At 67.6% G+C, this 24,126-nt stretch carries 22 protein-coding genes and 3 pseudogenes; 11 read left to right on the top strand and 14 right to left on the bottom strand.

Translation table 11 applies throughout. The features are described from left to right. Positions 1–145: 145 nt before the first annotated feature. The 5 genes from trmB (at position 146) to CN538_RS04250 (ending at position 3,461) form a co-directional block, all read left to right on the top strand. The gene (trmB, locus tag CN538_RS04265) at positions 146–805 is read left to right on the top strand and encodes a tRNA (guanine(46)-N(7))-methyltransferase TrmB (RefSeq protein WP_106418658.1); all 660 of its coding nucleotides are present in this window, start codon (positions 146–148) and stop codon (positions 803–805) included. A 68-nt stretch (positions 806–873) separates the two neighbouring features. After that, positions 874–1,080 (top strand): hypothetical protein, encoded by a 207-nt coding sequence (locus CN538_RS24950; protein ID WP_340638261.1) that lies wholly within the window; start codon positions 874–876, stop codon positions 1,078–1,080. After that, positions 1,077–2,321 (top strand): D-alanyl-D-alanine carboxypeptidase/D-alanyl-D-alanine endopeptidase, encoded by a 1,245-nt coding sequence (gene dacB, locus CN538_RS04260; protein WP_340638260.1) that lies wholly within the window; start codon positions 1,077–1,079, stop codon positions 2,319–2,321. The genes CN538_RS24950 and dacB overlap by 4 nt, the downstream gene beginning before the upstream one ends. Positions 2,322–2,442: 121 nt before the next feature. After that, positions 2,443–2,901: an META domain-containing protein gene (locus CN538_RS04255; protein ID WP_106418657.1), complete on the top strand. Its 459-nt coding sequence runs from the start codon at positions 2,443–2,445 to the stop codon at positions 2,899–2,901. 53 nt (positions 2,902–2,954) lie between these two features. Continuing rightward, entirely contained in the window at positions 2,955–3,461 is a 507-nt protein-coding gene (locus CN538_RS04250; RefSeq protein ID WP_106418656.1) for a GNAT family N-acetyltransferase, read from the top strand. 57 nt (positions 3,462–3,518) lie between these two features. On the opposite strand, the gene CN538_RS20790 is transcribed toward CN538_RS04250, so the two are convergent. Beyond that, positions 3,519–3,992: a hypothetical protein gene (locus CN538_RS20790; protein WP_207233631.1), complete on the bottom strand. Its 474-nt coding sequence runs from the start codon at positions 3,990–3,992 to the stop codon at positions 3,519–3,521. 95 nt (positions 3,993–4,087) lie between these two features. On the opposite strand from CN538_RS20790, the gene CN538_RS04240 reads away from it, so the two are divergent. Next, on the top strand, positions 4,088–4,822 hold the full coding sequence (locus CN538_RS04240; RefSeq protein ID WP_106418655.1) for a TSUP family transporter: 735 nt from the start codon (positions 4,088–4,090) through the stop codon (positions 4,820–4,822). A 54-nt stretch (positions 4,823–4,876) separates the two neighbouring features. Here CN538_RS04240 and CN538_RS04235 read toward each other — a convergent pair whose 3' ends face one another. Beyond that, positions 4,877–5,800 (bottom strand): AraC family transcriptional regulator, encoded by a 924-nt coding sequence (locus CN538_RS04235; protein WP_106418654.1) that lies wholly within the window; start codon positions 5,798–5,800, stop codon positions 4,877–4,879. A 251-nt stretch (positions 5,801–6,051) separates the two neighbouring features. Between CN538_RS04235 and CN538_RS04230 the strand changes: the two are divergent. Further along, positions 6,052–7,126: pseudogene (locus CN538_RS04230) on the top strand (NAD(P)-dependent alcohol dehydrogenase). A gap of 149 nt (positions 7,127–7,275) precedes the next feature. On the opposite strand, the gene CN538_RS04225 reads toward CN538_RS04230, so the two are convergent. Further along, positions 7,276–8,091 carry an acyl-CoA thioesterase gene (locus CN538_RS04225; RefSeq protein WP_106418653.1) on the bottom strand — a complete coding sequence of 272 codons (816 nt, stop codon included), beginning with the start codon at positions 8,089–8,091 and terminating at the stop codon, positions 7,276–7,278. An 83-nt stretch (positions 8,092–8,174) separates the two neighbouring features. Between CN538_RS04225 and tadA the strand changes: the two genes are divergently transcribed. Continuing rightward, the gene (tadA, locus tag CN538_RS04220) at positions 8,175–8,642 is read left to right on the top strand and encodes a tRNA adenosine(34) deaminase TadA (protein WP_106418652.1); all 468 of its coding nucleotides are present in this window, start codon (positions 8,175–8,177) and stop codon (positions 8,640–8,642) included. On the opposite strand, the gene CN538_RS04215 is transcribed toward tadA, so the two are convergent. From CN538_RS04215 to CN538_RS24945, 4 genes are read right to left on the bottom strand one after another with little or no spacing between them, the layout of a single operon-like run. Then, a complete protein-coding gene (locus tag CN538_RS04215; protein WP_106418651.1) occupies positions 8,637–9,068 on the bottom strand; it encodes a GGDEF domain-containing protein in 432 nt (143 codons plus the stop codon). The two genes, tadA and CN538_RS04215, sit on opposite strands and share 6 nt — an antisense overlap. Continuing rightward, a complete protein-coding gene (locus CN538_RS04210; protein ID WP_106418650.1) occupies positions 9,032–10,594 on the bottom strand; it encodes a CHASE domain-containing protein in 1,563 nt (520 codons plus the stop codon). The genes CN538_RS04215 and CN538_RS04210 overlap by 37 nt, the downstream gene beginning before the upstream one ends. A gap of 59 nt (positions 10,595–10,653) precedes the next feature. Next, a complete protein-coding gene (mltF, locus tag CN538_RS04205; protein WP_340638259.1) occupies positions 10,654–11,715 on the bottom strand; it encodes a membrane-bound lytic murein transglycosylase MltF in 1,062 nt (353 codons plus the stop codon). 13 nt (positions 11,716–11,728) lie between these two features. Then, the gene (locus CN538_RS24945) at positions 11,729–12,067 is read right to left on the bottom strand and encodes a hypothetical protein (protein WP_340638258.1); all 339 of its coding nucleotides are present in this window, start codon (positions 12,065–12,067) and stop codon (positions 11,729–11,731) included. Between the two features lie 296 nt (positions 12,068–12,363). Here CN538_RS24945 and purL point away from each other — a divergent pair. Next, a pseudogene (purL, locus tag CN538_RS04200) lies at positions 12,364–16,291 on the top strand (phosphoribosylformylglycinamidine synthase). 128 nt (positions 16,292–16,419) lie between these two features. Here purL and CN538_RS04195 read toward each other — a convergent pair. The 5 genes and pseudogenes from CN538_RS04195 to CN538_RS04180 form a co-directional block, all read right to left on the bottom strand. Then, positions 16,420–16,638: a DUF2835 family protein gene (locus CN538_RS04195; protein ID WP_106418649.1), complete on the bottom strand. Its 219-nt coding sequence runs from the start codon at positions 16,636–16,638 to the stop codon at positions 16,420–16,422. Positions 16,639–16,720: 82 nt separating this feature from the next. After that, complete coding sequence (gene msrQ, locus CN538_RS04190) at positions 16,721–17,359, bottom strand: protein-methionine-sulfoxide reductase heme-binding subunit MsrQ (protein ID WP_106418648.1); 639 nt, start codon at positions 17,357–17,359, stop codon at positions 16,721–16,723. Beyond that, positions 17,359–17,886 (bottom strand): protein-methionine-sulfoxide reductase catalytic subunit MsrP, encoded by a 528-nt coding sequence (msrP, locus tag CN538_RS24075; RefSeq protein ID WP_277985095.1) that lies wholly within the window; start codon positions 17,884–17,886, stop codon positions 17,359–17,361. The genes msrQ and msrP overlap by 1 nt, the downstream gene beginning before the upstream one ends. Next, a pseudogene (locus tag CN538_RS24070) lies at positions 17,859–18,374 on the bottom strand (molybdopterin-binding protein); the annotation flags it as partial. The gene msrP and the pseudogene CN538_RS24070, both read right to left, overlap by 28 nt. A 119-nt stretch (positions 18,375–18,493) precedes the next feature. After that, positions 18,494–19,903, bottom strand: coding sequence for an SLC13 family permease (locus tag CN538_RS04180; protein WP_106418647.1), 1,410 nt, complete (start codon positions 19,901–19,903; stop codon positions 18,494–18,496). 183 nt (positions 19,904–20,086) lie between these two features. On the opposite strand from CN538_RS04180, the gene CN538_RS04175 reads away from it, so the two are divergent. Further along, complete coding sequence (locus CN538_RS04175) at positions 20,087–20,896, top strand: sugar phosphate isomerase/epimerase family protein (protein ID WP_164999504.1); 810 nt, start codon at positions 20,087–20,089, stop codon at positions 20,894–20,896. 36 nt (positions 20,897–20,932) lie between these two features. Here the strand turns inward: CN538_RS04175 and CN538_RS04170 are convergent, their stop codons facing one another. Further along, on the bottom strand, positions 20,933–21,883 hold the full coding sequence (locus tag CN538_RS04170) for an AEC family transporter (protein WP_106418645.1): 951 nt from the start codon (positions 21,881–21,883) through the stop codon (positions 20,933–20,935). A gap of 98 nt (positions 21,884–21,981) precedes the next feature. Next, positions 21,982–22,767 (bottom strand): IclR family transcriptional regulator domain-containing protein, encoded by a 786-nt coding sequence (locus tag CN538_RS04165; protein WP_106420542.1) that lies wholly within the window; start codon positions 22,765–22,767, stop codon positions 21,982–21,984. 243 nt (positions 22,768–23,010) lie between these two features. Between CN538_RS04165 and CN538_RS04160 the strand changes: the two genes are divergently transcribed. Then, positions 23,011–24,126, top strand: coding sequence for an ABC transporter substrate-binding protein (locus CN538_RS04160; protein ID WP_106418644.1), 1,116 nt, complete (start codon positions 23,011–23,013; stop codon positions 24,124–24,126).

Here is a 24,126-nt window from a genome sequence, read left to right as displayed (position 1 = left end):
ATTGGCTGAATGTGGGCTGGGATGATACACCCGCGCGTGCGTGGCGTCATGCCGCTGCCACGGTGAGTGGTGAGTTGGCGTGGCGAGATCGCAGGCTGCAGGGCTGGTAGACTGGCGGGTCTTTCCGTTTGTCAGTGTTTCCGCCATGCAATCGTCTTCGCGCGCCATCGTCAGTAACCAGAGTGGCCCCCATCGCGACCTCGCGCGGCGCGTTGCCCGCGCGCGCGCCAGCGTCTGGCAGCGCCCGCCGGCCCAGCACACCCGCGACGCCTTCGAGCACGCCGCGGCCTGGCTCGCTGCCAGTGACAAGCCGCTGATCCTCGATGCCGGCTGCGGGGTGGGGCTCTCCACCCGGCGCTTGGCGCTGGCCCACCCCGACCACGCGGTGATCGGCGTCGACCGCAGCGAGCAGCGGCTCTCCCGCGATCACGGCGAGCTGCCGGGCAATGCGCTGCTGGTACGCGCCGACCTGGTCGACTTCTGGCGCCTGGCCCACGAGGCCGGCTGGCGCCCGGCGCGCCACTATCTGCTCTACCCGAACCCCTATCCCAAGAGCGCCCAGCTCAAGAAGCGCTGGCACGGCCACCCGGTCTTTCCCACACTGATCGCGCTGGGCGGGCGGCTGGAGCTGCGCTCTAACTGGGCGATCTATGTCGAGGAGTTTGCGCTGGCGGTAGAGACGCTGTGCGACCGGTGCGGTGAGTGGAGCGCGTTCACCCCCGAGGAGACGTTCCTGACCCCGTTCGAGCGCAAGTATGCCGAGAGTGGCCAGACGCTGTGGCGCTACGCGGTCGATCTCGACTAGTCTCGGTGCATCGGTTTTGGCTGATGCACTACCTCCTTTCTCTTTCACTCAGTGCGGACGTTCTCATCATGCGGCAAGCGTTGTATCGCGGTTTTCTGGCGTCATGTCTGGTGTCGCTCTCCACGCTCTCCATGGCCGCGCAGGCGGCGGGTTTCGATCACGTCGCCCAGCTCGCCGACAAGGGCTTTGCCATCAGCGCCCAGGCGCGTCTGCTGGGCAGCGGCGAGGTACTCGGGCGCTCGACCCCGACCGCGCGCTGTCGCCGGCGTCGGTGACCAAACTCTATACGGCGGCGGCGGCGCTCGACCGCTGGGGTCCGCAGCACCGTTTCACCACGCGTTTCGTCTCGGTCGGCAGCGTCGACCCCAGCGGCACCCTGCACGGTGATCTGGTGCTCGAGGGCGGCGGCGATCCGGCGCTCACGTCCGAGGAGCTGTGGCGGTTGATCCAGAAGTTGCGCGAGAGCGGCGTCAAGCGTGTCGATGGCCAGCTGGTGATCAGCCAGTGGCGCTTCGGGCCGGTGCGCTGCACTACCACCGACCGCTGCGAGACACAGACCCGCGGCACCAACGCCTACAGCGCGCTGCTGTCGTCGGCGGCGATCAACTACGGTAGCTGGTGCGCCACGGTAGCGCCGGGCGCGGTGGGTCAGCCGGCGCGGATCACCAGCTGCGATACCGTGACGCCGACCCTACGCGTCGACAATCAGGTGCGCACGGTCGCCGCCAACGGCTCGCTCAGCCTCTCCGCTGCGCGAGTCACCGACAGCCAGGGCGATACGCTCAAAGTCAGTGGCCAGATTCCGGCCGACAGCTTTCCCCAGGCGATCTACAAGGCCAGCTCGGACCCCGCCGACCAGACCGGCCAGACGCTGCTGGCGCTGCTGCAGCAGTCCGGGGTGGCGGTGAGCCGCGGCTATGCGGTGAGCCAACAGCCGCCGCCGGTGACCGCCGCGCAGCTCGCCGCGGTCGAGGGCAAGCCGCTGCAGGAGCTGTTGCTGCGCACCCTCAACTACTCCAACAACTTCATGGCCGACACCCTGGCGATGGATCTCACCGTCGGTTCCCAGCAGCAGCTGGCTGACGCCGGGGCGATGCTCCAGCGCTTTGCCACCGGCCTGCCCGGGCACGGCGCGGCGACGTTGAAGAGCGGTAGCGGCCTGACCCCGGAGAATCGCGTCTCGGCGCGCAGCGTGGATGCGCTGCTGGCGGCGATGTACGCCAATGCCTCGCTGTTCCCCACCTTCGTCGCCGGCATGCAAGTGCCCACCAACGGGCCGATGCACTTCATCCGCCGCGGCAGCGAGGTGTTCCAGGACCACGTGATGCTCAAAACCGGCACTCTCAACGAACCGGTCACGGTGCGCGCTGTCGCTGGCTACTTCCGTACCCGTGAGGGGCGCTGGGGCAGTTTCGCGGTGCTGATCAACGGCACTGCCTCGACTCCCTATCTCTCCTGGCGCGAGAGTCTGCCGCTGATCGCCGAGGACCTGACGGCGATGATCGAGCGTCACTGACACGCTCCCCGGGGCGGGGACGCGAGTTGTCGACAGTGGCCGAATCGGGCGAAGATGACACTTTGATTGGCGCGTCGCCGAGGCGGCGCGCCGTTCTGTCCGTCGCCGGAGGTCTCTCGCCATGTTCACGCTGCCCCAGTCCCTGCGTCTCGCCCTGGCGGTATTCGCCATCGTCGGGCTCACCAGCCTGCTCACCGCTTGCGCCGGGCATACCGCGCCGGCGCCCAGCGAGCCGCTGGTGGGTACTTATTGGCGCCTGGATAGTCTGGGCGGCGAGGCGGCGGTGGTGGGCGACCAGCAGCGCGAGGCGCATCTGGTGTTCAACGCCGCCGGCCACGTGCGCGGCTCGACCGGCTGCAATCGGTTGATGGGGCGTTATCAGCACACCGACGATGCGCTGAGCTTCTCGGCCCTGGGTACCACCCGGCGCGCCTGTAGCGGCCCGCTGCAGGCGCAGGAGCAGGACTGGCTCGATGTGCTCTCGCGCACCCGGCATCTGGCGCGCAGTGGTGACCGGCTGGTGCTGGAAGATAGCCGCGAACGCCCGCTGGCCACGCTGCAGGCGACGGCACTCTACTGACCTGACCCCGGTGGCGCGTCTATCCAATAACGATGATGGGAACGAGTGTCCGCATGACCCCGATCGAGTGCCAGTTCGACGTTCACGGCGGCGCCATGATGTCGATCTTCAACGATGCCATTCTCAATACCACCGCGCTCTACGAGTATCAGCCGCGCACACTGGATTTCATCGAGCAGTGGTTCCGCACCAAGCATGAAGGTGACTTGCCGATCCTCGGCGTGCTCGACGAGGCTAGCGGCCGGCTAATGGGCTTTGCCACCTACGGCCCATTCCGGCCCCACGCCGCTTTTCGCTACTGCGTCGAGCACTCGGTCTACGTCGATCGCGACTATCGCGGGCGTGGCGTGGCCCGCTGCCTGATGGAGGCGCTGATCAGGCGCGCCGAGGCGCAGGGCTACCACAGCATGATCGGCGGCATCGACGCCACCAATGCCGCCAGCATCGCGCTGCACGAACGTCTCGGCTTCAGCCACGCCGGCACCGTGCGCGAGGTCGGCTACAAGTTCGAGCGCTGGCTCGATCTGGCGTTCTACCAGCGCCTGCTGGGCACGCGCTAGGCGGTGTATAGCACCTGCCTGCGCGCGAGGACTCTAGGTGCAGAGCCTGGCTACGCTTCAGGGCGCGGTGTCACCCGTGCCGGCCGGCGTGCTGGCCTGGCTGGCGTTGTCACTGGTATCGCTGTTGGCATCGTCAGCGGTGTCCGCCGGTGCGTCGGGCAGAGCATCCGCGCCCGCGGTGAGCTTGTCGGCAGGAGCGATAAAGACCTCCTGGCTGGCGCGCAGGTAGAGGCAGAGCTCCTGTCCCTCACGTCCGTTCATGTGCTGCTGCGGGTAGTGGCCCTTCAGCAGCAGGGCGGTGGTGCCGGCCTCGTCGTCGAACAGCACCGGCGCGCCCGCCGGCTCGGCGTCCGGGAACTGGCTGGCGTCCGTGCACTGGGCGATCACGTCGCGGGTCTGATCTTCCCAGGCCGCGGGGCTCGATGCCCGGGCGGGCAGTGCGGTCAGGGCCAGCGAGGTCGTCACGGCGACGGCCAGGAACGCCAGCGAGAATCGGCAAAGCGGGTGCTGCGAGCGGGTGGGGCAGGGCATGCGGATCATCCTTCAGTGAACAACTGTCGGGGCAAGGGCCTGTCGGCGCGCGAGGCCGGGCCGGGGCAGGACTATTTTTGGAGTATAGACCCTTCATGACCCTACCCATTTCACTGCTGTTTCTGGGCGTGGTCTTCGCCACCTCGGTGCTCTCCGGCGTGTTCGGTATGGCCGGCGGGCTGGTCCTGCTCGGCTTTCTGCTCGCCTGGCTGCCGGCGGCCACGGCCATCGCCGTGCACGGGGTGATCCAGCTCTCTGCCAACGCCTCGCGAGCGTGGCTGTCGCGCCACTTCATCGACTGGCGCATCGTCGGCGGCATCGCCGTCGGGGTGGTGATCGCCGCACTGGCACTGGCGCTGGTGCGCTATCACCCCAGCGAGACGGTGGTGCTGATCGTGCTCGGACTGATGCCGGTGCTGGTGTGGATCCCCAAGCGCTGGTTCCATCTGGATGTCTCGCGCCCCGGGCACGCGGTGCTCTGCGGCGTGGTCTCCGGTGGCTTGACCATCGCCGTGGGGGTGTCGGGGCCGACCATCGATATCGGCTTCATCCGTACCCACCTCGACCGCCGTACGGTGGTCGCGAGCAAGGCGTCGATCCAGGTGATCGCGCACTCGCTGAAGATCGTCTTCTACTGGCAGGCCGCTGCCGCCATGGGCGCACAAGAGTGGGGCTGGGTGCTACTGGGGCTGCCGCTCGCCTTTCTCGGCACGCGCAGCGGCAATCTGATCCTCAACCGCCTGAGTGACGGCGGCTTTCGCACCTGGACGCGCTGGATCGTCACCGTGGTCGGCGGCTACTACCTGGTGCGCGGCCTGGCCGGCCTCTGACCTTGGCCCGCAGGCGCGGCCTTGCCTGCTGCGCCCCGAACATGGACCCGCGGCTCACCCCCGGGAGGGGCTGACGCCGAAGTAGCGCTTGTATTCGCGGCTGAACTGGGAGGTGCTGCGATAGCCCACCTCGCTGGCGGCGCGGGCCACGTTCATGCGCTGCTGGCCGAGCAGCGCTCGCGCCTTGAGCAGGCGCAGGCGCTTGAGATACTGCAGCGGCGACTGCTGCGTGGTGCGCTTGAAGTGGTGGTGGAAGTGCGAGGCACTCATGTTGGCCTGGGCGGCCAGGGCCTCCACCGTCAGCGGGCTGGCGAAGTGGCGGTGTAGATAGGTCAGGGCATCGATGATCCGCGCGTACTGGCCCTGGCGCTGCACCAACTGACGCAGCGAGGCGCCCTGGGGCCCGCGAAGCGCGGCGAACAGTACCTCCCTGACACGCCCCGGGCCGAGCACCCGGCTCTCGGTGGCGTCGCCGAGGCAGTCGACCAGGCGCAGCACGCACGCCTCCATGGTCGCATCCAGCGCCACCGCTGCCATCGGCGCCGGGTCGCCGAGTTCGCGCCCCGGGGCGGGAAGCTGCTGAACCAGCTCGCTGAGGGTGAGCGGATCGAAGGCGATATTGATCCCCAGCATCGGCGCGTTCTCCGGGGTGCGCGTCTCGCACTCGAACGGCATCGGCAGCGCCTGGACCAGATAGTTGCCCGGCCCGTAGTGGATCACGCGCTCGCCCAGATAGCCGATCTTGTCGCCCTGGGCGATGACGAAGATGCCCGGTTCATAGATCAGCGGCGTGCGCGGATAGCTGCAGTGCGAGGCGATCAGGCGTACCCCCTCTACTGCGGTATCGAGAAAACCTTCGCCGTCGACCAAGGGGGTGATCGCCTCGGCCAGCCGGCGCGCGGAGACCGCCTCGCTTGGCGTGGCGCCGGCCGGTGCGGTGGGCGCGCGGTCGAGCAGTGGTGAGCGTGTGTCGAGCATCGGCGAGTCCCCTGCGCTGCGGTATCTGCTGACCCGGCGGACCGGGTGTCATGATCGTCTGAAGGGTTAAGTGTAGTTAGCTTTCAGGGTATTGTGCACGATTGTTACGAATGGTGTGCCAATATCAGCTTTCGCTAAGCAGAATCTGGCAGGCCTTCGGCAGGATCGAGCATGGCGACGCGGCCCGCGATGGACCACACTTCTCGCCGTTATTCACGGGTCGAGAGCGACCCCGGAAAAGGAGCTTTCCCATGAGCGAGAAGACCCCAGCCAAAGGCTATGCCGCCCACTCCGACAGCACCCCGCTGGCGCTTTGGAACTTCGAACGCCGTGCCCCGCGCCCCGATGATGTTTCCATCGAGATCCTCTACTGCGGCGTCTGCCACAGTGATCTGCACTTCGCCCGCGATGATTGGGGCATGGCCTCCTATCCGGTCGTCCGGCCGGCACGAGATCGTGGGTCGCGTCACTGCTGTGGGTGACGATGTCAGCCAGTATCAGGTCGGCGATCTGGTCGGCGTTGGCTGCATGGTCGACTCCTGCCGTGAGTGCAAGGCGTGCCAGGACGGTCTGGAGAACTACTGCGCCGACGGTTTCGTGATGACCTACGGTAGCCCCGACAAGCATGACGGCACCCTGACCCAGGGCGGCTATTCGGACAAGGTCGTGGTCAGCGAGCGCTTCGTGGTGCGCATGCCCGACGGCCTCGACCTGAAGTCCGCGGCACCGATCCTGTGCGCCGGCATCACCACCTATTCGCCGCTCAAGCACTATGGCGTCAAGCCGGGTCACAAGGTCGGCGTGATCGGCATGGGTGGCCTGGGCCATATGGGCGTCAAGCTGGCCAAGGCGCTGGGCGCCGAGGTGACCCTGTTCACCCGCTCCGAGTCGAAGAAGGCCGAGGCCAAGAAGCAGGGCGCCGACCACGTGGTCATCTCCACCAGCGACGAGGAGATGCAAGCGGTCGCCGAGACCTTCGACTTCATGCTCGACACGGTGCCGGTGCAGCACGACATCAACCCTTATCTGGAAGCGCTCAAGCCCGACGGCACGCATATCCTGGTGGGCCTGCTGGAGCCGATCGACCCGGCCATCTCCGGCGCCAACCTGGTATTCCGTCGCCGTGTGCTCGCCGGTTCGCTGATCGGTGGCATGCCGGAAACCCAGGAAGTGCTCGATTTCTGTGCCGAGCACGGCATCACCTGCGACGTCGAGATGATCAACATCGATCAGATCAACGAAGCGTGGGAGCGCATGCAGAAAGGTGACGTCAAGTACCGCTTCGTCATCGACATGGCATCGCTCAAGGACGCCCAGGCAGCCTGAGGCAGCCCCTACGGGGGTGGCCCGGCGGCGGCCGGGCCAGTCAGGTCATCCAGGTACGTCCGTCGGCGTGCGGTGCGCTGCCTGACAAGCCCCCAGGGTAATGATGCCAGCGCGCGGCCTCCGGGCCGCGCGCTTTTTTTTGCGTCGGCTCAGTGCTCGCCGACCCGCACCATGCCCTCCTGCGCGGTGGAGGCGATCAGGCGACCCTGGGTGTCATAGAAGCTGCCGCGGGCAAAACCGCGGGCGCCACCCGCCCACGGGCTCTCCATGACGTAGAGCAGCCAGTCATCGAGCTGGGGGTCCTCGTGGATCCACAGCGCGTGATCGAGACTGGCGATGCGTAGCCGTGGGTCGCCCAGGGTCACGTCGTGGGGCAGCAGGCTGGTCAGCAGTAGATTGAAGTCCGAACCGTAGGCGAGCAGGTAACGGTGCAGGGCCGGGTCGGCAGGCAGCTGCCCGCCGGCGAGACGGAACCAGATCATCCGTGACGGCGGGCAATCATGGCGCTCCTCGACGGTGATGAACTCCACCGGATGGTTGCGAAAGCGCTGATGCACCGCTTCGCCACGTGCCAGCAGCGCCTCGGGATGATCGATCTCGGGGGCGCTCGGCTGATGGTGGAGACCCTCTTCACGGCCCTGGAACGAGGCGCTACAGAAGAAGATCGGCTGGCCTTTCTGGATCGCGGTGACGCGGCGGGTGGTGAAACTGCCGCCGTCACGCACGCGGTCGACCGAGTAGACCACCGGCAGCGCGGCGTCGCCGCGGCGCAGGAAGTAGCCGTGCAGCGAGTGCAGATAGCGGTCCTCGGGCACGGTGCGGGTGGCGGCGGCGGCCGACTGCCCCAGCGCCTGGCCACCGAACAGCTGGGGCAGGCCCAGATCCTGGCTCTGGCCGCGGAACAGGTTCTCTTCGAGAGCCTCGAGACCCAGCAGGGCGACGAGATCATCCAACGCTTGGCTCATTCGCGTATCCTTGCGTGCAGTAAATGACGGCTGACGTGCCCGCCCGGGCGCGTGGCGAGGGCGATCCAACGAGCGGGCAGCGCATGACCCAGAGTGACGAATTCTACATGCATCGGGCGCTGGAGCAGGCGCAACTGGCACTGGCGGCGGGCGAGGTGCCGATCGGCGCGGTGGTGGTCGATGCCGCCGGTGAGGTGATCGGGCGTGGCTACAATCGCCCCATCGTCAGCCACGACCCCACTGCTCACGCCGAAGTGCAGGCGCTGCGTGACGCCAGTCTCGCTCAGGGCAATTATCGTCTCGACGGCTGCAGCCTGTACGTCACCCTGGAGCCATGCCTGATGTGCACCGGGGCGATGATCCATGCGCGTCTGGCGCGTCTGGTCTATGCCGCCGCCGAGCCCAAGGGCGGCATGGCCGAGTCCCGCGCCAACCTGTTCGCCCAGCCCTGGTTCAATCATCGTATCGAGGTGCGTGGTGGCGTGCTGGCGGCGCCGTCGCGGCGTCTGCTCAAGGGCTTCTTCCAGGCTCGTCGGGCGGGCGACTCATAGCGTCAGGCTGTCCATCTCCACCCGGTCGCGGCCATTCTGCTTGGCCCGATAGAGCGACTCGTCGGCGGCCTGGAACAGCGCCTCGCGCTGCAGCGGGCCGCCGCCCGTCACGCTGACGCCGATGCTCAGGGTCACCGGTTGGCCGTCGGGCTGCACCAGTTCGCTCGCGGCCAGCGCCTGACGTAAAGACTCGGCCAGGCGCTTGGCCTGCTGGCGGTCGCAGCGGGGTACGCAGGCGACGAACTCCTCGCCGCCGTAGCGCGCGAAGATGCCGCCGGCGGCCTCGATCTTATCGCGGCAGCACGCCGCTACGGTGGCCAGGTAGCGGTCGCCGGTCAAATGGCCGAAATGGTCGTTGATACGTTTGAAGTGATCCAGGTCGCAGATCATCAGCGCCAGCGGCAGTGCCTGTTGGTGCTCGTCCACCAGTTCATCAACTGGCGGCGGTTGGGTAACTGGGTCAGTTCGTCGTGGCGGGCCAGCCACTCGATCTCGCCCTGCAGCCGCTCGCGCTGGGTGATCTCGTGGCGCAGCGAATCGTTGGTCTGGCTGACGAGGCGGTGCTGTTGGGCCAGTCGGCGATAGACGTAGAGCACCATGTGGACCAGGTAAGCGAGCACCAGGCCGAACACCAGGGTGATTTCAGGCACCCGATCGCGCTGGCGCAGCAGTAGATCGAGATCGGGCTGCACGCTGAGCGTCAGGGTGTCGGCGCCGATCCGCACCGGGCGCTGGTAGCGCCATTCCGAGAGGTTGGCCAACGGGCCGCCGTGAAAATAGACCTGCTGGTGGTCGAGCACCATGATCGCGCGGTCGCGGCTGTGGGTCTGGCGCAGCAGCGATCTGAGCAGGTTGTCGACGCTGACCACCATGCCCACCGCTCCCAGCAATTCGCCATCGACGATATCGCGCACCGGCAGATAGCTGATCACACCGCGCCCGCCCTGAAGGAAATCGATGATCCCGGTCTGCCCTTCGATGCCATAGACCAGCGGTCGGTCGAGCACCGCGTTGGCTTCGAGCTGGCTACGATAGAGATTGATACCGAGCAGGGCCTGATTGCCGCGCAGCGGATAGACACGGATTACCTTACCGTCGCGATCGATGAAAGCGATATCGCGGAAGTAGCCGAAATCCTCGTAGTAGCGCTTGGCCTGGCGCTCCCACTCGGAGCGCGTGGGAATCTGCCCGAGCATGTCCCAGAAGCTGGCGAAGCGGCGCATCGCCTTGAGGTGGGCATCGGTCTCCGTGGCGAGCAGGGTGGCGATGCGGTCACCGTCGTTGGCGATCTGGGCGAACAACCGGTCATTGTCGTTCTGGCGCTGTTGCTGCCAGCCGAACAGCACGACCAGCATGATCGTGAAGGCGATCGCCAGCGGCGGCAGGATACGCTGCCAGTAACGCAGCAACGGTACCACCAGGCGGGCCAGCTGGCCCCCCCAGAGCAGCCAGAGCGCCGTCAGCAGCGCCGGCGGTGCACCGATCAGCGCGCTGGCATGGGGCGGGTCGTGCAGCAGTGTGCGTGCGCTCAACAGCGCGGTGCAGCCGGCGACGATCAGCAGCAGTGCCGGCGAACCCAGCCCCAGCCGGCTGAGCAGCAGCAGGTTGAGCATCAGCGTGAACAGCGCGGCCAGCGCCAGCGGCGAGGGGCGCACCTGGTAGAGGGTCAAGCCACCCGGCAGCTGGTCGAGCCAGCCCTGCCAGACGCTGGTGGAGACCCAGTTCTCGCTGAGCATGAAGCTGGCGAGAGCGCCGAGTGTCACCAGCGCGGTGGGGATCAACAGCCAGCGGCTGAGCGTGATCCAGCGCTGCCAGGTGAACCACTGGCCCAGCGCCAGCAGGCCCAGCAGCGGCGCCAACACCCAGCGCTGAGCGGGGTCTTCGCCCGACCAGAGTGTCCAGACGATGAGCGGCAGGCTCAGGTAGAGCATGAGACTGGACACCAAGCGCATAGGCGATCGACGGCTCCTCGAGGTGCAGCCACAGCGTGCGTGGCTGCACCGGCCACGGCTTACATCAGGGGCGCGACGATTTCCAGCGGGGTCATGGTATCGCTGTCCAAGGTGCGCTGGCCCAACTGATCGAACTGCTGCTGGCTGCGATTGACGTACTTCAATATTTCGTAATAGCGGCGCACGTTACGCACGTAGATTACCGGTTCCCCGCCCCGAGCATACCCATGGTTGGCTTGCGAATACCACTCGCGCTGTTGCAGCAGCGGCAGCGCCTCGCGCACGTCGAGCCAGCGGTCGGGGTCGCCGCCGCGCTGGGCGGCGATGGCGCGGGCGTCGAAGAGGTGGCCGAGCCCCACATTGTAGGCCGCCAGCGCCATCCAGGTGCGATCGGGCTCGGGAATAGAGGCGTCCAGACGATCGTGCACGTGGCGCAGGTAGCGCGCGCCACCGTCGACGCTCTGGCGCGGGTCGAGACGATTGTCGATGCCGATCTCGTCGGCGGTGGGCCGGGTCAGCATCATCAGGCCGCGCACGCCGGTGGGCGAGGTGGCGTCGGGCCTCCAGTGCGACTCCTGATAACCCAGCGCGGCGAGCAGGCGCCAGTCGAAGCCGGTATCCCGAGCGGCCTCCTTGAAGTAGGGCACGAAGCGCGGCAGGCGGTTACGCACATGGTGGATGAACAGGCGTGCGCCGACGTACTCGAGATAGTCGTCGTGGCCGAAGTAGCGCCCGATCAGCTCGTCGAGATCGCCGCTACGGCGCTGTGCCGCGATGAAGCGGTTGGCCGCTTGCTGCAGCGCCAGCGGTTGGCTGGCGGAGAACGCCCAGACCAACGTCAGTGGCTTGCCCAGGGCGAAGCCACGCTCGACGTTGGGGAAGAACAGCCGGTTGAGCTTGAACTGATGGGTATAGACCACGGCGGCATCGAGATCGTCGCGCTCGACCATCTCCAGTAGATCTGCGATGGCCAGATCGTCGGCGCGCCAGCCCAGGCCGGGCAGGTTCTGCTGCTGGGCGCGCAGCGCCGCGGCGTTGCCGGAACCGGCGATCACCCCGATGCGCAGATCGAGCAGATCGTCGAGGGTGCGCACCGGCGGCAGTCCGCGGCGATAGACCACCAGCGGTGCAGGGTCAGGATCGGCTGGCTGTAGCGCAGCCCGCTGCGGCTCTGATCCAGGGTGAGCGCGGCCGCGCCGAGGTCGGCCGGCCCCGGCGGACGTCATCGAGCACATCGTTGATGCGGTTGTCGTTCTTGACCGCCAGGCTGACGCCCAGCGAATGGGCAAAGCGCCGTACCAGTTCGTACTCGAAGCCGGTCGGTCCATGGCCGCCCTGATAGAAGGTGATCGGGCCATTGCGGGTGGCGACCTGCAGGAAATCGCGCTGACGGATCGAATCGAGTCCGTCGCCCAGGCGTGGCAGCAGCTCGGCGGGACACAGCAGGGTGGCCAGGGCCAGCAGTACCGTCAACGCTTTACGCAGGCGCTTTGAAGATGGAGCATGCGGAGGGATCGGTCACGGCGTGACGCCACACCATAGCCGGCCGCGGCGTCGCTGTCATCTTCTGGCGGAGACTTCGGCGGACGCTAATCAAGAGGCTTGCCACGGTGTGCGCGCTTTCGGCGCCGCCCGCTGTGTGGGCTTAGCGAGCGGCGCCGCTTTCCAGTATCATGGCGCCCTGATTCGGCGCGCTGCCCCGATTCGCCCGATCGATCCGCGCTCAGACAGCCACGCGATCCCTGACCGTCCTGGAGGCTTTCCTCGCCATGCTCGAATTGCAAGGCGCTCCCGCGCTATCTGCATTCCGCCACGCCAAGCTGCTCGCCGACCTGCGCGACGCAGTGCCCGAAGTCGAGACCCTCGAAGCCCACTACGTCCATTTTGTCGACCATCGTGACGATCTCGACGCTGCGGCCCGCGAGACCCTCGAGCGGCTGCCGACTACGGTCACGACACGCTGGCGGATCGCGACGCGCCGGCTGGCAACGACGCCGCGGCGCAGGGCCATCGCTTCCTGGTGGTGCCGCGGATCGGCACCATCTCGCCGTGGTCGTCCAAGGCCACCGATATCGCCCACAACTGCGGCCTGACCCAGGTCGCCCGGCTCGAGCGCGGTATCGACTACCGCGTGACCTTCCGCCAGGCGCCCCAGGCCGAGGCCTTCGCCGCGCTGGTGGCGTGTCTGCACGATCGCATGACCGAGAGCGTGCTGCAGGATGCCAGCGACGCCGCCAAGCTGTTCTCGCAGCAAGCGCCGGTGCCGCTGGCCACGGTCGACGTGATCGGCGGCGGGCGCGCGGCGCTGGCCGCCGCCAACGGCGAGCTGGGGCTGGCCCTGGCCGACGACGAGATCGACTATCTGGTCGCGGCGTTCGGCGAGCTCGGGCGCAACCCGACCGACGTCGAACTGATGATGTTCGCCCAGGCCAACTCCGAGCACTGCCGCCACAAGATCTTCAACGCCGACTGGGTGATCGACGGCGAGGCGCAGAGTCACTCGCTGTTCAAGATGATCAAGAACACCTTCGAGCAGTCCAGCGACAAGGTGCTCTCGGCCTACAGCGACAACGCCGCGATCATCGAGGGCAGCCACGCCGGACGCTTCTTCCCCGCGCCCGAGACCCAGGTCTACGCCGCGACCCAGGAGCCGATCCACATTCTGATGAAGGTGGAGACCCACAATCACCCCACCGCGATCGCCCCGCACCCGGGCGCGGCCACCGGCGCCGGCGGCGAGATCCGTGACGAGGGCGCCACCGGCCGCGGCGGCAAGCCCAAGGCGGGGTTGACCGGCTTCACCGTCCCAACCTGCGCATCCCCGAGTTCGTGCAGCCGTGGGAAGCCTTCGACTATGGCAAGCCCGAGCGTATCCAGTCGGCCCTCGACATCATGCTCGAAGGGCCGATCGGCGGCGCGGCGTTCAACAACGAGTTCGGCCGCCCCAACCTCAATGGCTTCTTCCGCACCTTCGAGCTCGACGCCGTGGGCGCGGCGGGTATCGAACGCCGCGGTTACCACAAGCCGGTGATGCTGGCCGGCGGCTACGGTAACGTGCGTGACGCCCACGTGCTCAAGGGCGAGATCCCTGTCGGTGCCAAGCTGATCGTGATGGGCGGGCCGGCGATGCTGATCGGCCTCGGCGGCGGTGCCGCGTCGTCGATGGCCTCGGGCGCTTCCAGCGAGGATCTCGACTTCGCCTCGGTGCAGCGCGACAACCCCGAGATCGAGCGCCGCGCCCAGGAGGTGATCGACCGCTGCTGGGCGCTGAACGAGGCCAACCCCATCGCCTTCATCCACGACGTCGGCGCCGGCGGGCTCTCCAATGCGCTGCCGGAGCTGGTCAAGGATGGCGGCCGCGGCGGGCTGTTCGATCTGCGCGCGGTGCCCAACGCCGAGCCCGGCATGAGCCCGCTGGAGATCTGGTGCAACGAAGCCCAGGAGCGCTATGTGCTGGCGGTGTCGCCGGAGCAGCTCGAGCGTTTCGATGCCATCTGCCAGCGCGAGCGCTGCCCCTACGCGGTGGTCGGCGAGGCCACCGAGGCGCACCATTTGAGCGTGCGCGATGGCCAGTTCGAGGCCGATCCGGTGGATCTGCCGATGAGCGTGCTGTTCGGCAAGCCGCCCAAGATGCAGCGCAGCTTCGAGCGTCACACCCTCAACCTGCCCGGCCTGGGGCTCGACAATCTCGACCTGCGCGAGGCGCTGGACCGGGTGCTGCGGCTGCCCACGGTGGCCTCGAAGAGCTTTCTGATCACCATCGGCGACCGTTCGATCACCGGCCTGGTGGCGCGCGACCAGATGGTCGGGCCGTGGCAGGTGCCGGTGGCCGACTGCGCGGTCACCACCGCCAGCTTCGACACCCATGCCGGTGAGGCGATGGCCACCGGTGAACGCCCGCCGGTGGCGCTGATCGACCCGGCGGCGAGCGCCCGCCTGGCGGTGGCCGAGACCATCACCAACCTGGCGGCGGCGCCGATCGCCGCGCTCTCCGACGTCAAGCTCTCCGCCAACTGGATGAGCGCCGCCGACCATGCCGGCGAGAACCAGGCGCTTTACGATGCCGTGCACGCCGTGGGCATGGAGCTGTGCCCTCAGCTCGGTATCGCCGTGCCGGTGGGCAAGGACTCGATGTCGATGCGCACCGCCTGGCAATCCGACGATGAAGAGAAGAGCGTCACCGCGCCGCTGACGCTGGATATCACCGGCTTCGCCCCGGTCACCGATGCGCTGGCGACGCTGACCCCGCAGCTGCGTCTCGACCAGGACGAGAGCGACCTGATCCTGATCGATCTGGGTCGCGGCCAGAACCGACTCGGCGGCTCGGCGCTGGCCCAGGTCTACGGCCAGGTCGGCAATGTCTGCCCGGATCTCGACGAAGCCGAGGATCTGGTGGCGTTCTTCAATGTCATCCAGGGCCTCAACGCCGACGGCAAGCTGCTGGCCTACCATGACCGCAGCGACGGCGGGCTGATCGTGACCCTGCTGGAGATGGCCTTCGCCGGTCACGGCGGGCTGGAGATCAAGCTCGACTGGCTGACCGACGACGCGGTGGGTGCGGTGGATGCGCTGTTCGCCGAGGAGCTGGGCGCGGTGATCCAGGTCAATCGTCGCGATACCGAGTTCGTGCTGGCGCAGTTCGCTGCCGCCGGGATCGACACCTGCGGCGTGATCGCGCGCCCGCGCTACGACGATCAGGTGCGCGTCACGCTGTTCGAGGAGCCGCTGCTCGAGACCACCCGAGCCATGGCCCAGCGCACCTGGTCGGAGACCAGCTACCGCCTGCAGGCACTGCGCGACAACCCGGAGAGCGCCAAGAGCGAGTTCGATGGCCTGCTCAACCTGCGCGATCCGGGGCTCTCCGCCAACCCCACCTTCGACGTCGACGACGATGTCGCCGCGCCCTTCATCAACCAGGGCGTGCGCCCGCGGGTCGCCATCCTGCGCGAGCAGGGGGTCAATGGCCACGTCGAGATGGCAGCGGCCTTCGATCGTGCCGGCTTCGAGGCGGTCGACGTGCACATGAGCGACATCCTCGCCGGGCGCATCACCCTGGACGAGATGAAAGGGCTGGTCGGCTGCGGTGGTTTCTCCTACGGCGACGTGCTCGGCGCCGGCGGCGGCTGGGCCAAGTCGGCGCTCTACAACCCGCGGGCGCGTGACCAGTTCGCCGCCTTCTTCGCCCGCGAGGACACCTTCGGGCTGGGTGTGTGCAACGGCTGCCAGATGTTCTCGCAGCTCAAGGAGCTGATCCCCGGGGCCGAGCGCTGGCCGCGTTTCGTGCGCAACCACTCCGAGCAGTTCGAAGCGCGGGTATCGATGGTCAAGGTCGAACAGACTCCCTCGATCCTGTTCGCCGGCATGGCCGGCTCGACCCTGCCGGTGGCGGTGGCCCACGGCGAGGGGCGTGCGCTGTTCGCCGACAGCAGCCATCTGCGCGGCATGCAGGGCAGCGGTCAGATCGCGCTGCGCTATGTCGACAACGATGGCCAGGTGACCACGCGCTACCCGGCCAACCCCAACGGCTCGCCCTCCGGGGTGACCGGGCTGACCACGCCGGACGGGCGTGTCACTATCATGATGCCTCACCCGGAGCGGGTCGCCCGCGCGGTCACCAACTCCTGGCGGCCCGCCGAGTGGACCCGGGACGGCGCCTGGATGCGGCTGTTCCGCAATGCGCGGGTGTGGGTGGGCTAACCCACACGCCCGCGTAGCGCTCGACGCGAAAAAGCCGGCTTGCCCTCAGGGCAGGCCGGCTTTTTTGTGCGCTTCATTCGGAAACCGACGCTCGCCAGTGCGAGAGCGGCACGCTTAGAGCGGTACGATTAGAGCGGCACGATGGCGGTGAAACGCCCACCTCCATCGAAATACAGCCGAAAGTGGCCGTGCACGCCGTCGTGGCTCACCAGGCGGTGCAGGGCGCGGGCGGGAAAGCGCACCCGCCGCCCGTCGAGGGTATAGGTCTGGATGCTCTCCACCGCGCCGGCGTAGTAGCTTCGGCACTGGTCGAGGCTGAGAGAGAGCGTGATATCGACGCTGGGCATGGGGAGTCCGGGGATCTGACGAGCGGCCAGGACGCAGCGTGCCTCAAGCGCGGCCGGCGGGCAATGCCAGGCGGGCGATGGCTCAGCCAGGCTGGCGGTGCTCGCGCTTGATCTGCTGGCGCAGCTTGGGCAGCTGGCGTGCTACCGGCGGCAGACGCAGCAGCATCAGGCCGGCGCCGATCGCGGCGTACAGGCTCCACTCGCCGAGGTCGGCACGCACCACCCAGAAGAAGTGCAGCAAGCCGAGTGCCAGCACCAGGTAGACCACCTTGTGCAGTGTCTTCCAGCGCTTGCCGAGCTTGCGCATCGAGGCGCGGTTGGAGGTCACCCCCATCGCCACAAGGCCCAGCAGCGCCAGCATACCGACGATGATATAGGGGCGGCGAACGATCTCGCTGCCCAGCCGGCTGAGGTCGAGGCCGAGAATGAACAGCGCATAGCAGAGCAGGTGGGCCACCGCGTAGGCCAGGGTCCACAGCCCCAACTGGCGCCGGATCAGGGTGAAGCCCTTCCAGCGGGTGAGCTTTCCGAGCGGGGTCAGGCTCAGGGTGGCGAACAGCATCCACAGCGTGCCCTGGCCGATATTGAGCAGCAGGTAGCGCCCGGGCTCGGGGCCGGCGGCATTGAGCGCGACCTGATAGCTCCAGTAGAGCAGCGGTGCCAGGGCGATGCAGAAGACCGCGATGCGCCACAGCGTCAACGTAGAGCGCGGGGTGGCCATCAGAACTGCTTCCTCAGGTCCATGCCGCTATACAAACTCGCCACCTGATCGGCGTAGCCGTTGAACATCCGGGTATCGATGATGTTCGGGTTGAACAGGCTATTGGGCAGGCGCCGTTCGGTGGCCTGGCTCCAGCGCGGATGGTCGACCTGGGGATTGACGTTGGCATAGAAGCCGTACTCGTCGGGGGCGATCGACTGCCACGAGTTGACCGGCTGCTCGCTCACCAGCGAGATGCGCACGATCGACTTGATGCTCTTGAAGCCGTATTTCCAGGGCACCACCAGGCGCAGCGGGGCGCCGTTCTGATTGGGCAGCTCGCGCCCGTACATGCCCACCCCGAGCAGCGTCAGCGGATGCATCGCCTCGTCCAGACGCAGTCCCTCGGTGTAGGGCCATCGATCAGCGCGAAGGCGGAGTCCTGCCCGGCATCCTGGGGCCGCACCAGGGTCTCGAAGCGCACGTACTTGGCCTTGGCGGTGGGCTTGGCACGGGCGATCACGTCGCCCAGCGGAATCCCCAGCCACGGGATCACCATCGACCACGCCTCGACGCAGCGCAGGCGATAGATGCGCTCCTCGAGCCGCGACGGGGTGATCAGATCCTCCAGCGCCACGCGCCCGCCGTTGTCGACCTCGCCGTCGATCACCACGCTCCACGGCTGGGTGGTGAGCGAGCCGGCGCGCTTCGATGGGTCGCCCTTGCCGGTGCCGAACTCGTAGAAGTTGTTGTAGGTCGAGGCGTCCTGGTAGGGGGTGAGCTTGTCCAGCTTGGGGTCCTGGGGCACCACTGCATCCCATTTGGCGCGCTCGATCTCGCCGGCGAGCCAGGCGGGTGGGTCACCGGCGGGCACGTCGGCATAGTCCGCGGGCGCCGCCCGCGCGCGCCCGGAGAGCGCCAGGCCTGCGCCGACGCCGGCCAGGCCGCCAAGAAAGCGCCTGCGCGACAGGTAGACCGACTCGGGGGTAACGTCCGACTCGCGCAGGTCGCCGGGTCGGGTGATCTTGATCAGCATCGCGGGTTCTCCCTGTTCTAGCGCATGACTCGCGCTGGCCGGCCGTTCGCCGAGCCTCGAAAGCGCTTACGCAGGCTGGCGGCGCCTGGATGCAGCCGCGTGCAGTTGGGCCAGTGCCGTCAGAAAGTGCCCAGCCACCGCCACCAAAGATAGTCCAGCGGCCACAGCAGCACGACGGTGATCAGCGCCAGCGGCAGGGTGACGCGGATGGCGTGGCGCAGATCCACCCGGGCGGCGAGCAGGCCGACGATCAGCGGTGGCGACTGATACGGCAGTACGATGGTCGAGAAGCCGAGTACCTGGATCATCACCGCTGCCTGGGGTGACCAGCCGGTGACCTCGGCCAGCTGCGGCGTCAGCGGGGTCATCACCGCGGGAATGCCCGGCAGCGTCGCCAGCATCCCCAAAAGGGTGGCGAGACCGGCGAGCCAGCCGAAGTTGCCGGCATCCGCGCCGGGGGCCAGCGGCAGCACGTCCAGCAGGTAGCCGGCGAGCGCGGCGCCGACGCCGCTGGCGTGGGCCAGGGCACCGAGGCTGACGATCCCGGCGACATACAGAAACGGTTCCAGGTTCATCTGTGCCAGCGGCTTGGACGGCAGCAGGCCGCTACCGGGGTAGAGACACACCAAGGCCACCAGCATGCCGATCCAGGCCGGCGAGATACCGTGCCAGGCGTCGGTCATCCACATCACCACGGCGAACGCCAGCAGCCCCATCATGATCAGATTGGGGCGCCCCTCGGGAGCTGTCGGTGGTACCGATGACGCCTGATGCGGACCCGGTGCCGCGGCGGGGAACAGGCGCAGGATCAACCCCATCAGCAGCAGCCACTTGAGCAGGCCCAGCACCGGGAAGTGGAGCAAGAAGTAGTGGCCGTAGCTGGGCGAGAAGCCGAGTACCGCCTCGCTGGTGCCCATCAGCACGTTGTTGGGCACGTTGGCCGGGAGGATGGCGAAGGCTGGCAGAAAGCTCGACATGATGCCGCTGAGCAGAAAGCCGCTGCGTGCCGGATCACCGGGGGCATAGCCCAGGCGCTCTACCAGGGTCAGCATGATCGGCGTCAGCAGCAGAATGCGCCCCATCGAGGAGGGCATCACGAACGACGCCAGCAGCGCGGCGAGGCCGATACCGAACACCGCCTGCGGATAGCCCGAGGCCAGATAGGGGCCGAGCCGGGTGGCCGCGCGCTCGCCCAGCCCGGTGTGATTGATCGCCGCACCGATCACCATGCCCGAAAACACCAGCCAGGTCGCCGCCGACTCGAAACCCGAGAAGGTCACCGCGGCGGGGGCGACCTTGGCCGCCATGCACAGGGTGAAGAACACCAGCGCGGTGAGCCACTGCGGCAGCCACCCGGTGGCCCACAGCCCGATCCCCAAGCCCACCACCATGGCCGCCCGGGTCAGCGGCGCCAGCCCCGCGCCCAGCAGCAGCGCGACCCCCGCGCCCAGCAGCAGCGCGAAGATGACGACAACGGCGAGCGCGGCGACGGCGTGACGCCACGCCAGCGACGGACGAGCTGGGGACATGCGGGTCTCCTGGGCAATACGGACACGAGGCGGCGGGCAGTATATCAGCCCACCGCTTATGAACCGCGCCCACCTCCACGCCAACTTCCGCGCTAGCGGCTACGCTGATAGCCGGGGCGCCGGCAGTATCACTGCCGGCTGCCCGTCGCCATACCGGAAATACCTGTCATGGGAGGAGAGTGCATGCGTGCCATGGCCACGCTGTGCCTGAGCGGCGAACTGATGAACCGGCTGGAAGCGATCGCTCGGGCCGGTTTCGGCGGCGTCGAGATCTTTGTCGACGATCTGCAGCGCGATACGCACAGCGCGCGGCGCATCGGCGAACACTGCCGCGATCTCGGGCTCGCGGTGGTCGCCCTGCAGCCGTTCCGCGACGCCGAAGGGCTCAGCGGAGAGGCCCACCGGCGCATGCTCGACCGCGCCGCACGCCACTTCGACACCCTCGCCGACCTGGGCGGCACGCAGCTGCTGGCGACCAGTACCACCCTGGCCGAGGCGCGCCCCGAGCTGACGGCAGCGGCCGATAGCCTGGGCGAGCTGGCCGAACGGGCCGCTACGCGCGGCATGACCATCGCCTATGAAGCGCTGTGCTGGGGCCGGCATGTCAACGATTACCGCCAGGCGTGGGAGGTGGTGACGCTGGCCGATCATCCGGCGTTGTCGCTGGTGCTCGACAGCTACCATGTGCTCGCCCCGGGGCTGGGGCTGGAGACCCTGGCTGGGCTGCCGGCATCTCGGATCGGGCTGGTGCAGCTGGCCGATGCGCCGGCGCCGCTGCGCGAAGACCTGCAGACCGTCAGCCGCCACCGGCGTGCCTTCCCCGGGGAGGGCGAGCTCGAGGTCGAGCGTTTCATCGCAGCGCTGGCGCGCACCGGCTATGCCGGGCCGATCTCGCTGGAGGTGTTCAGCGACGTGCTCGGCGTGATGCCGACCGGGATGACCGCGCTGGCCGGCTGGGAGCAGCTCGACCGGGCGCTGCGGGCGGCCGGGTGAGCGCAGTACGTTTCAAACCGTGGAGCGCCGTACTGTTCAGGCCGTGCCGAGTAGCCATTGGTGCGACAGCCAGATGCCCAGCGCCAGCGTCAGGGCCGAGAGCAGCGTGGCCATCACCATCGCCGCGGTGCCCATCTCGGCAAAACCGTAGCGCTGCCCCAGCAATGGATACATCGACAGCATCGGCGCGCAGGCGAAGACGATCGCGGCGGTGGCCAGCAGCGGATCGAGGCCCGGTATCAGCAGCACCATCAGCACCACGCACAGCGGATGCAGGGTCAGCTTGGCCAGGGCGAGACGTGTCACCCGCTTGACCATGCCGCGCACGCGCAGCCCGCACAGGGTGCCGCCGATCACGAATAGCGCCACCGGCGACGATGACGCCGCAAGCATCTCCAGCACCCGCGCCAGCGGCGCCGGCGGATGTAGATCGAGCGCCGCGAGCAGGCTACCGGCGGCGATGGCCAGAATCAGCGGATGGCGCAGAACGCGCAAGGCTACCGGGCGGATGGTCGCCCACAGGCCGCCCCGGGCCTGGCTCGCCAGCTCCGCCAGCACCAGCGCGGTGGGAATCACCAGCAGGTTCTCGATCAGCATGTTCAGCGCCAGGGCGATGCCCGCGCTGGGGCCGACCACCAGTACCGCTACCGGATAGCCGATGAAGCCGCTGTTGGAGGCCGAGGTGCCAAGTGCGTACATCGCCCGGCGCGCCAGCGGCGCGTTGCCGCGCAGTGTCACCAGGGCGAAGGTGAGGGCGAAGGCGAGCCCCGAGCCCAGCCCGTAGACGAGCAGATAGGGGACGTTGAAGACCTCGCCCAGCGGGCGCTGCAGCAGTGCCTGGATCACCAGCGCGGGCAGCGCGATGTTGATCACGTAGCGGCCCATGCCCTGGATGTGCGCCTTGTCGACGACCCGCTTGAGCACGGCCAGATAGCCGATCGCGAGCAGAATGAAGATGGGTACGATGGCGCCGAAGATGGTGCTCAAGGCGAGGTCTCGGTCATGGAGAGTGGATCACGTTTTAGACTTAGGTCTAATAGCATGATCCGGCGCGACGTCGGGGGCAAGCCTGATCGGCGTCCGGGTCAGTTGACCTGAGAGGCGATCTGCGCCGCCTTCTCGCGCAGCAGTGGCAGAAAGCGCTCAGTGAGCGTGGATAGCTCGACGCGTGCCGCGTTGGTGCTGACGTTGAGCGCGCCGATCAGCTCGCCGTGGGCGCCGAAGGCGGGGATCGCCAGCGAGCGCAGGCCGGAGTCTAGCTCCTGGTCGACCACGCAGTAGCCCTGCTCGCGGACCTGGATCAGGCAGTCGCGCAGCGCGGCGCTATCGGTCAGGCTGTGCTCGGTATGGCGCTGGAGATCGACCCGCGCCAGGAAGGCGTCGCGCTCTGCCGCCGGTAGCTGGGCCAGCAGCACCCGCCCCATCGAGGTGTAGGCTGCCGGCAGCCGCGTACCCACCGCCAGCGAGATCGACATCAGCCGGTGTGGTGCCGCCGAGCGCGCCACGTAGGTCACCTCGTCGCCGTCGAGCACGCCCATCGACGACGACTCGCCGGTGGCCTCGGTGATCGCCTCCAGATGCTGCTGGATCACCGTGCGATAGCCGTTGGAGGAGAGAAAGGCATAACCCAGCTGCAGCGCCTTGGGCGCCAGCTCGAAGGTACGCTGCTGCTTGCGCACATAGCCCAGCGCATGCAGCGTGAGCAGAAAGCGCCGCGCGCGGGCGCGGTTCATGCCAGTCTTGGCGGCGACCTCGCTCAGCGTCATGCGCGGCGTGCGCTGGTCGAAGGCGAGAATCACCTCGAGCCCGCTGGCCAGGGCGGTCACGAAGTCGCGATCCTCGGGGGTGAGCGTCTCATCCTTGGGTTCCATGCCGATCTCTTCCTTCATGCGTGAGGCGGTGTCCACGCCCCCATCTTACGCAAGGTTCGCTTGGCGAACATCCGTTCAACTCGCGCTGGCGCCCAGGGACGCTATTGGCCGGCGTCATGTGGTCGCCATGCTGGCGTCATGTGTTGGTCATGCTGGCGTCATGATGACGGCGCAGGATTCCGAGCCTGTCAAAGCAGGCCTTACCGGCTGCCTCGACTTCCCCGACCCGCCTGGAGCCTGCCGATGAATGCCTTGCCTCGCCGCCGTCCCAACCCGCTTTCCTGCCTGGCAGGATCACTGCTGTTGACCGCCATGGTCTCCAGTGCCGCCCAGGCGGCACCCTCTCAGCAGTTGATCGACGCGGCCAAGCAGGAGGGCATGTTGACCACCATCGCTCTGCCGCATAGCTGGTGCGGCTATGGCGATGTGATCGCCGGCTTCGAGAAGAAGTACGGCATCAAGGTCAACGAACTCAATCCCAATGCTGGATCGGGCGACGAACTTCAGGCGATCAAGGCCAACAAGGGCAATACCGGCCCACAGGCGCCGGACGTGATCGACGTGGGCCTCTCTTTCGGGCCGGTGGCCAAGCAGGATGGCCTGCTGCAGCCCTACAAGGTCTCGACCTGGGGCTCGATCCCCGATGACGCCAAGGATGCCGAGGGCTACTGGTACGGTGACTACTACGGCGTGCTCGCCATGGGTGTGAACCGCGACATTTACCCCGAGTCGCCGCAGAGCTTCGCCGATCTGAACGCCAGCGAGTACACCAACGGCGTGGCCCTGGCCGGTGATCCGCGTACCGGCAACAGCGTGATGATGACCGTCTACGCTGCCGGGATCGCCAACGGTGGCAAGGCGGGCGCCGATGCGCTCAACGCCGGTATCGCCTATTTCAAGCAGCTCAAGGACAAGGGCATTCTGGTGCCGGTCAACGGCACGGCGCAGAACATCGCCCAGGGCACCACGCCGATCTACTTCGACTGGGATTACAACCTGCTGGCGATGCGCGACAAGCTCGACGGCAACCCGCCGATCGATGTCGTCGTGCCCAGCGATGCGGTGGTGGCGGGGGTCTACGTGCAGGGTATCTCCGCCTATGCGCCGCACCCCAATGCGGCCAAGCTGTGGATGGAGTATCTCTACTCCGATGAGGGTCAGCTCGGCTGGCTCAAGGGGTACTGCCACCCGATCCGCTTCAACGATATGGTCGAGCGCGGTGTCGTGCCGCAAACGCTGCTCGATCGCCTGCCGCCGGCGGAGAACTATCGCAAGGCGATCTTCCCCACCCTGAAGGCGCAGTCCGAAGCCAAGACGGCCGTGGCCGATAACTGGGCGCGGGAGATGGGAGTCCAGTAA

The organism is Salinicola tamaricis, from assembly GCF_003006155.1.
Taxonomy (GTDB): Bacteria; Pseudomonadota; Gammaproteobacteria; order Pseudomonadales; family Halomonadaceae; genus Salinicola; species Salinicola tamaricis.
The sequence above is the reverse complement of the archived record's forward strand: the minus strand, read 5'-3'. Positions and strand labels throughout refer to the sequence as shown.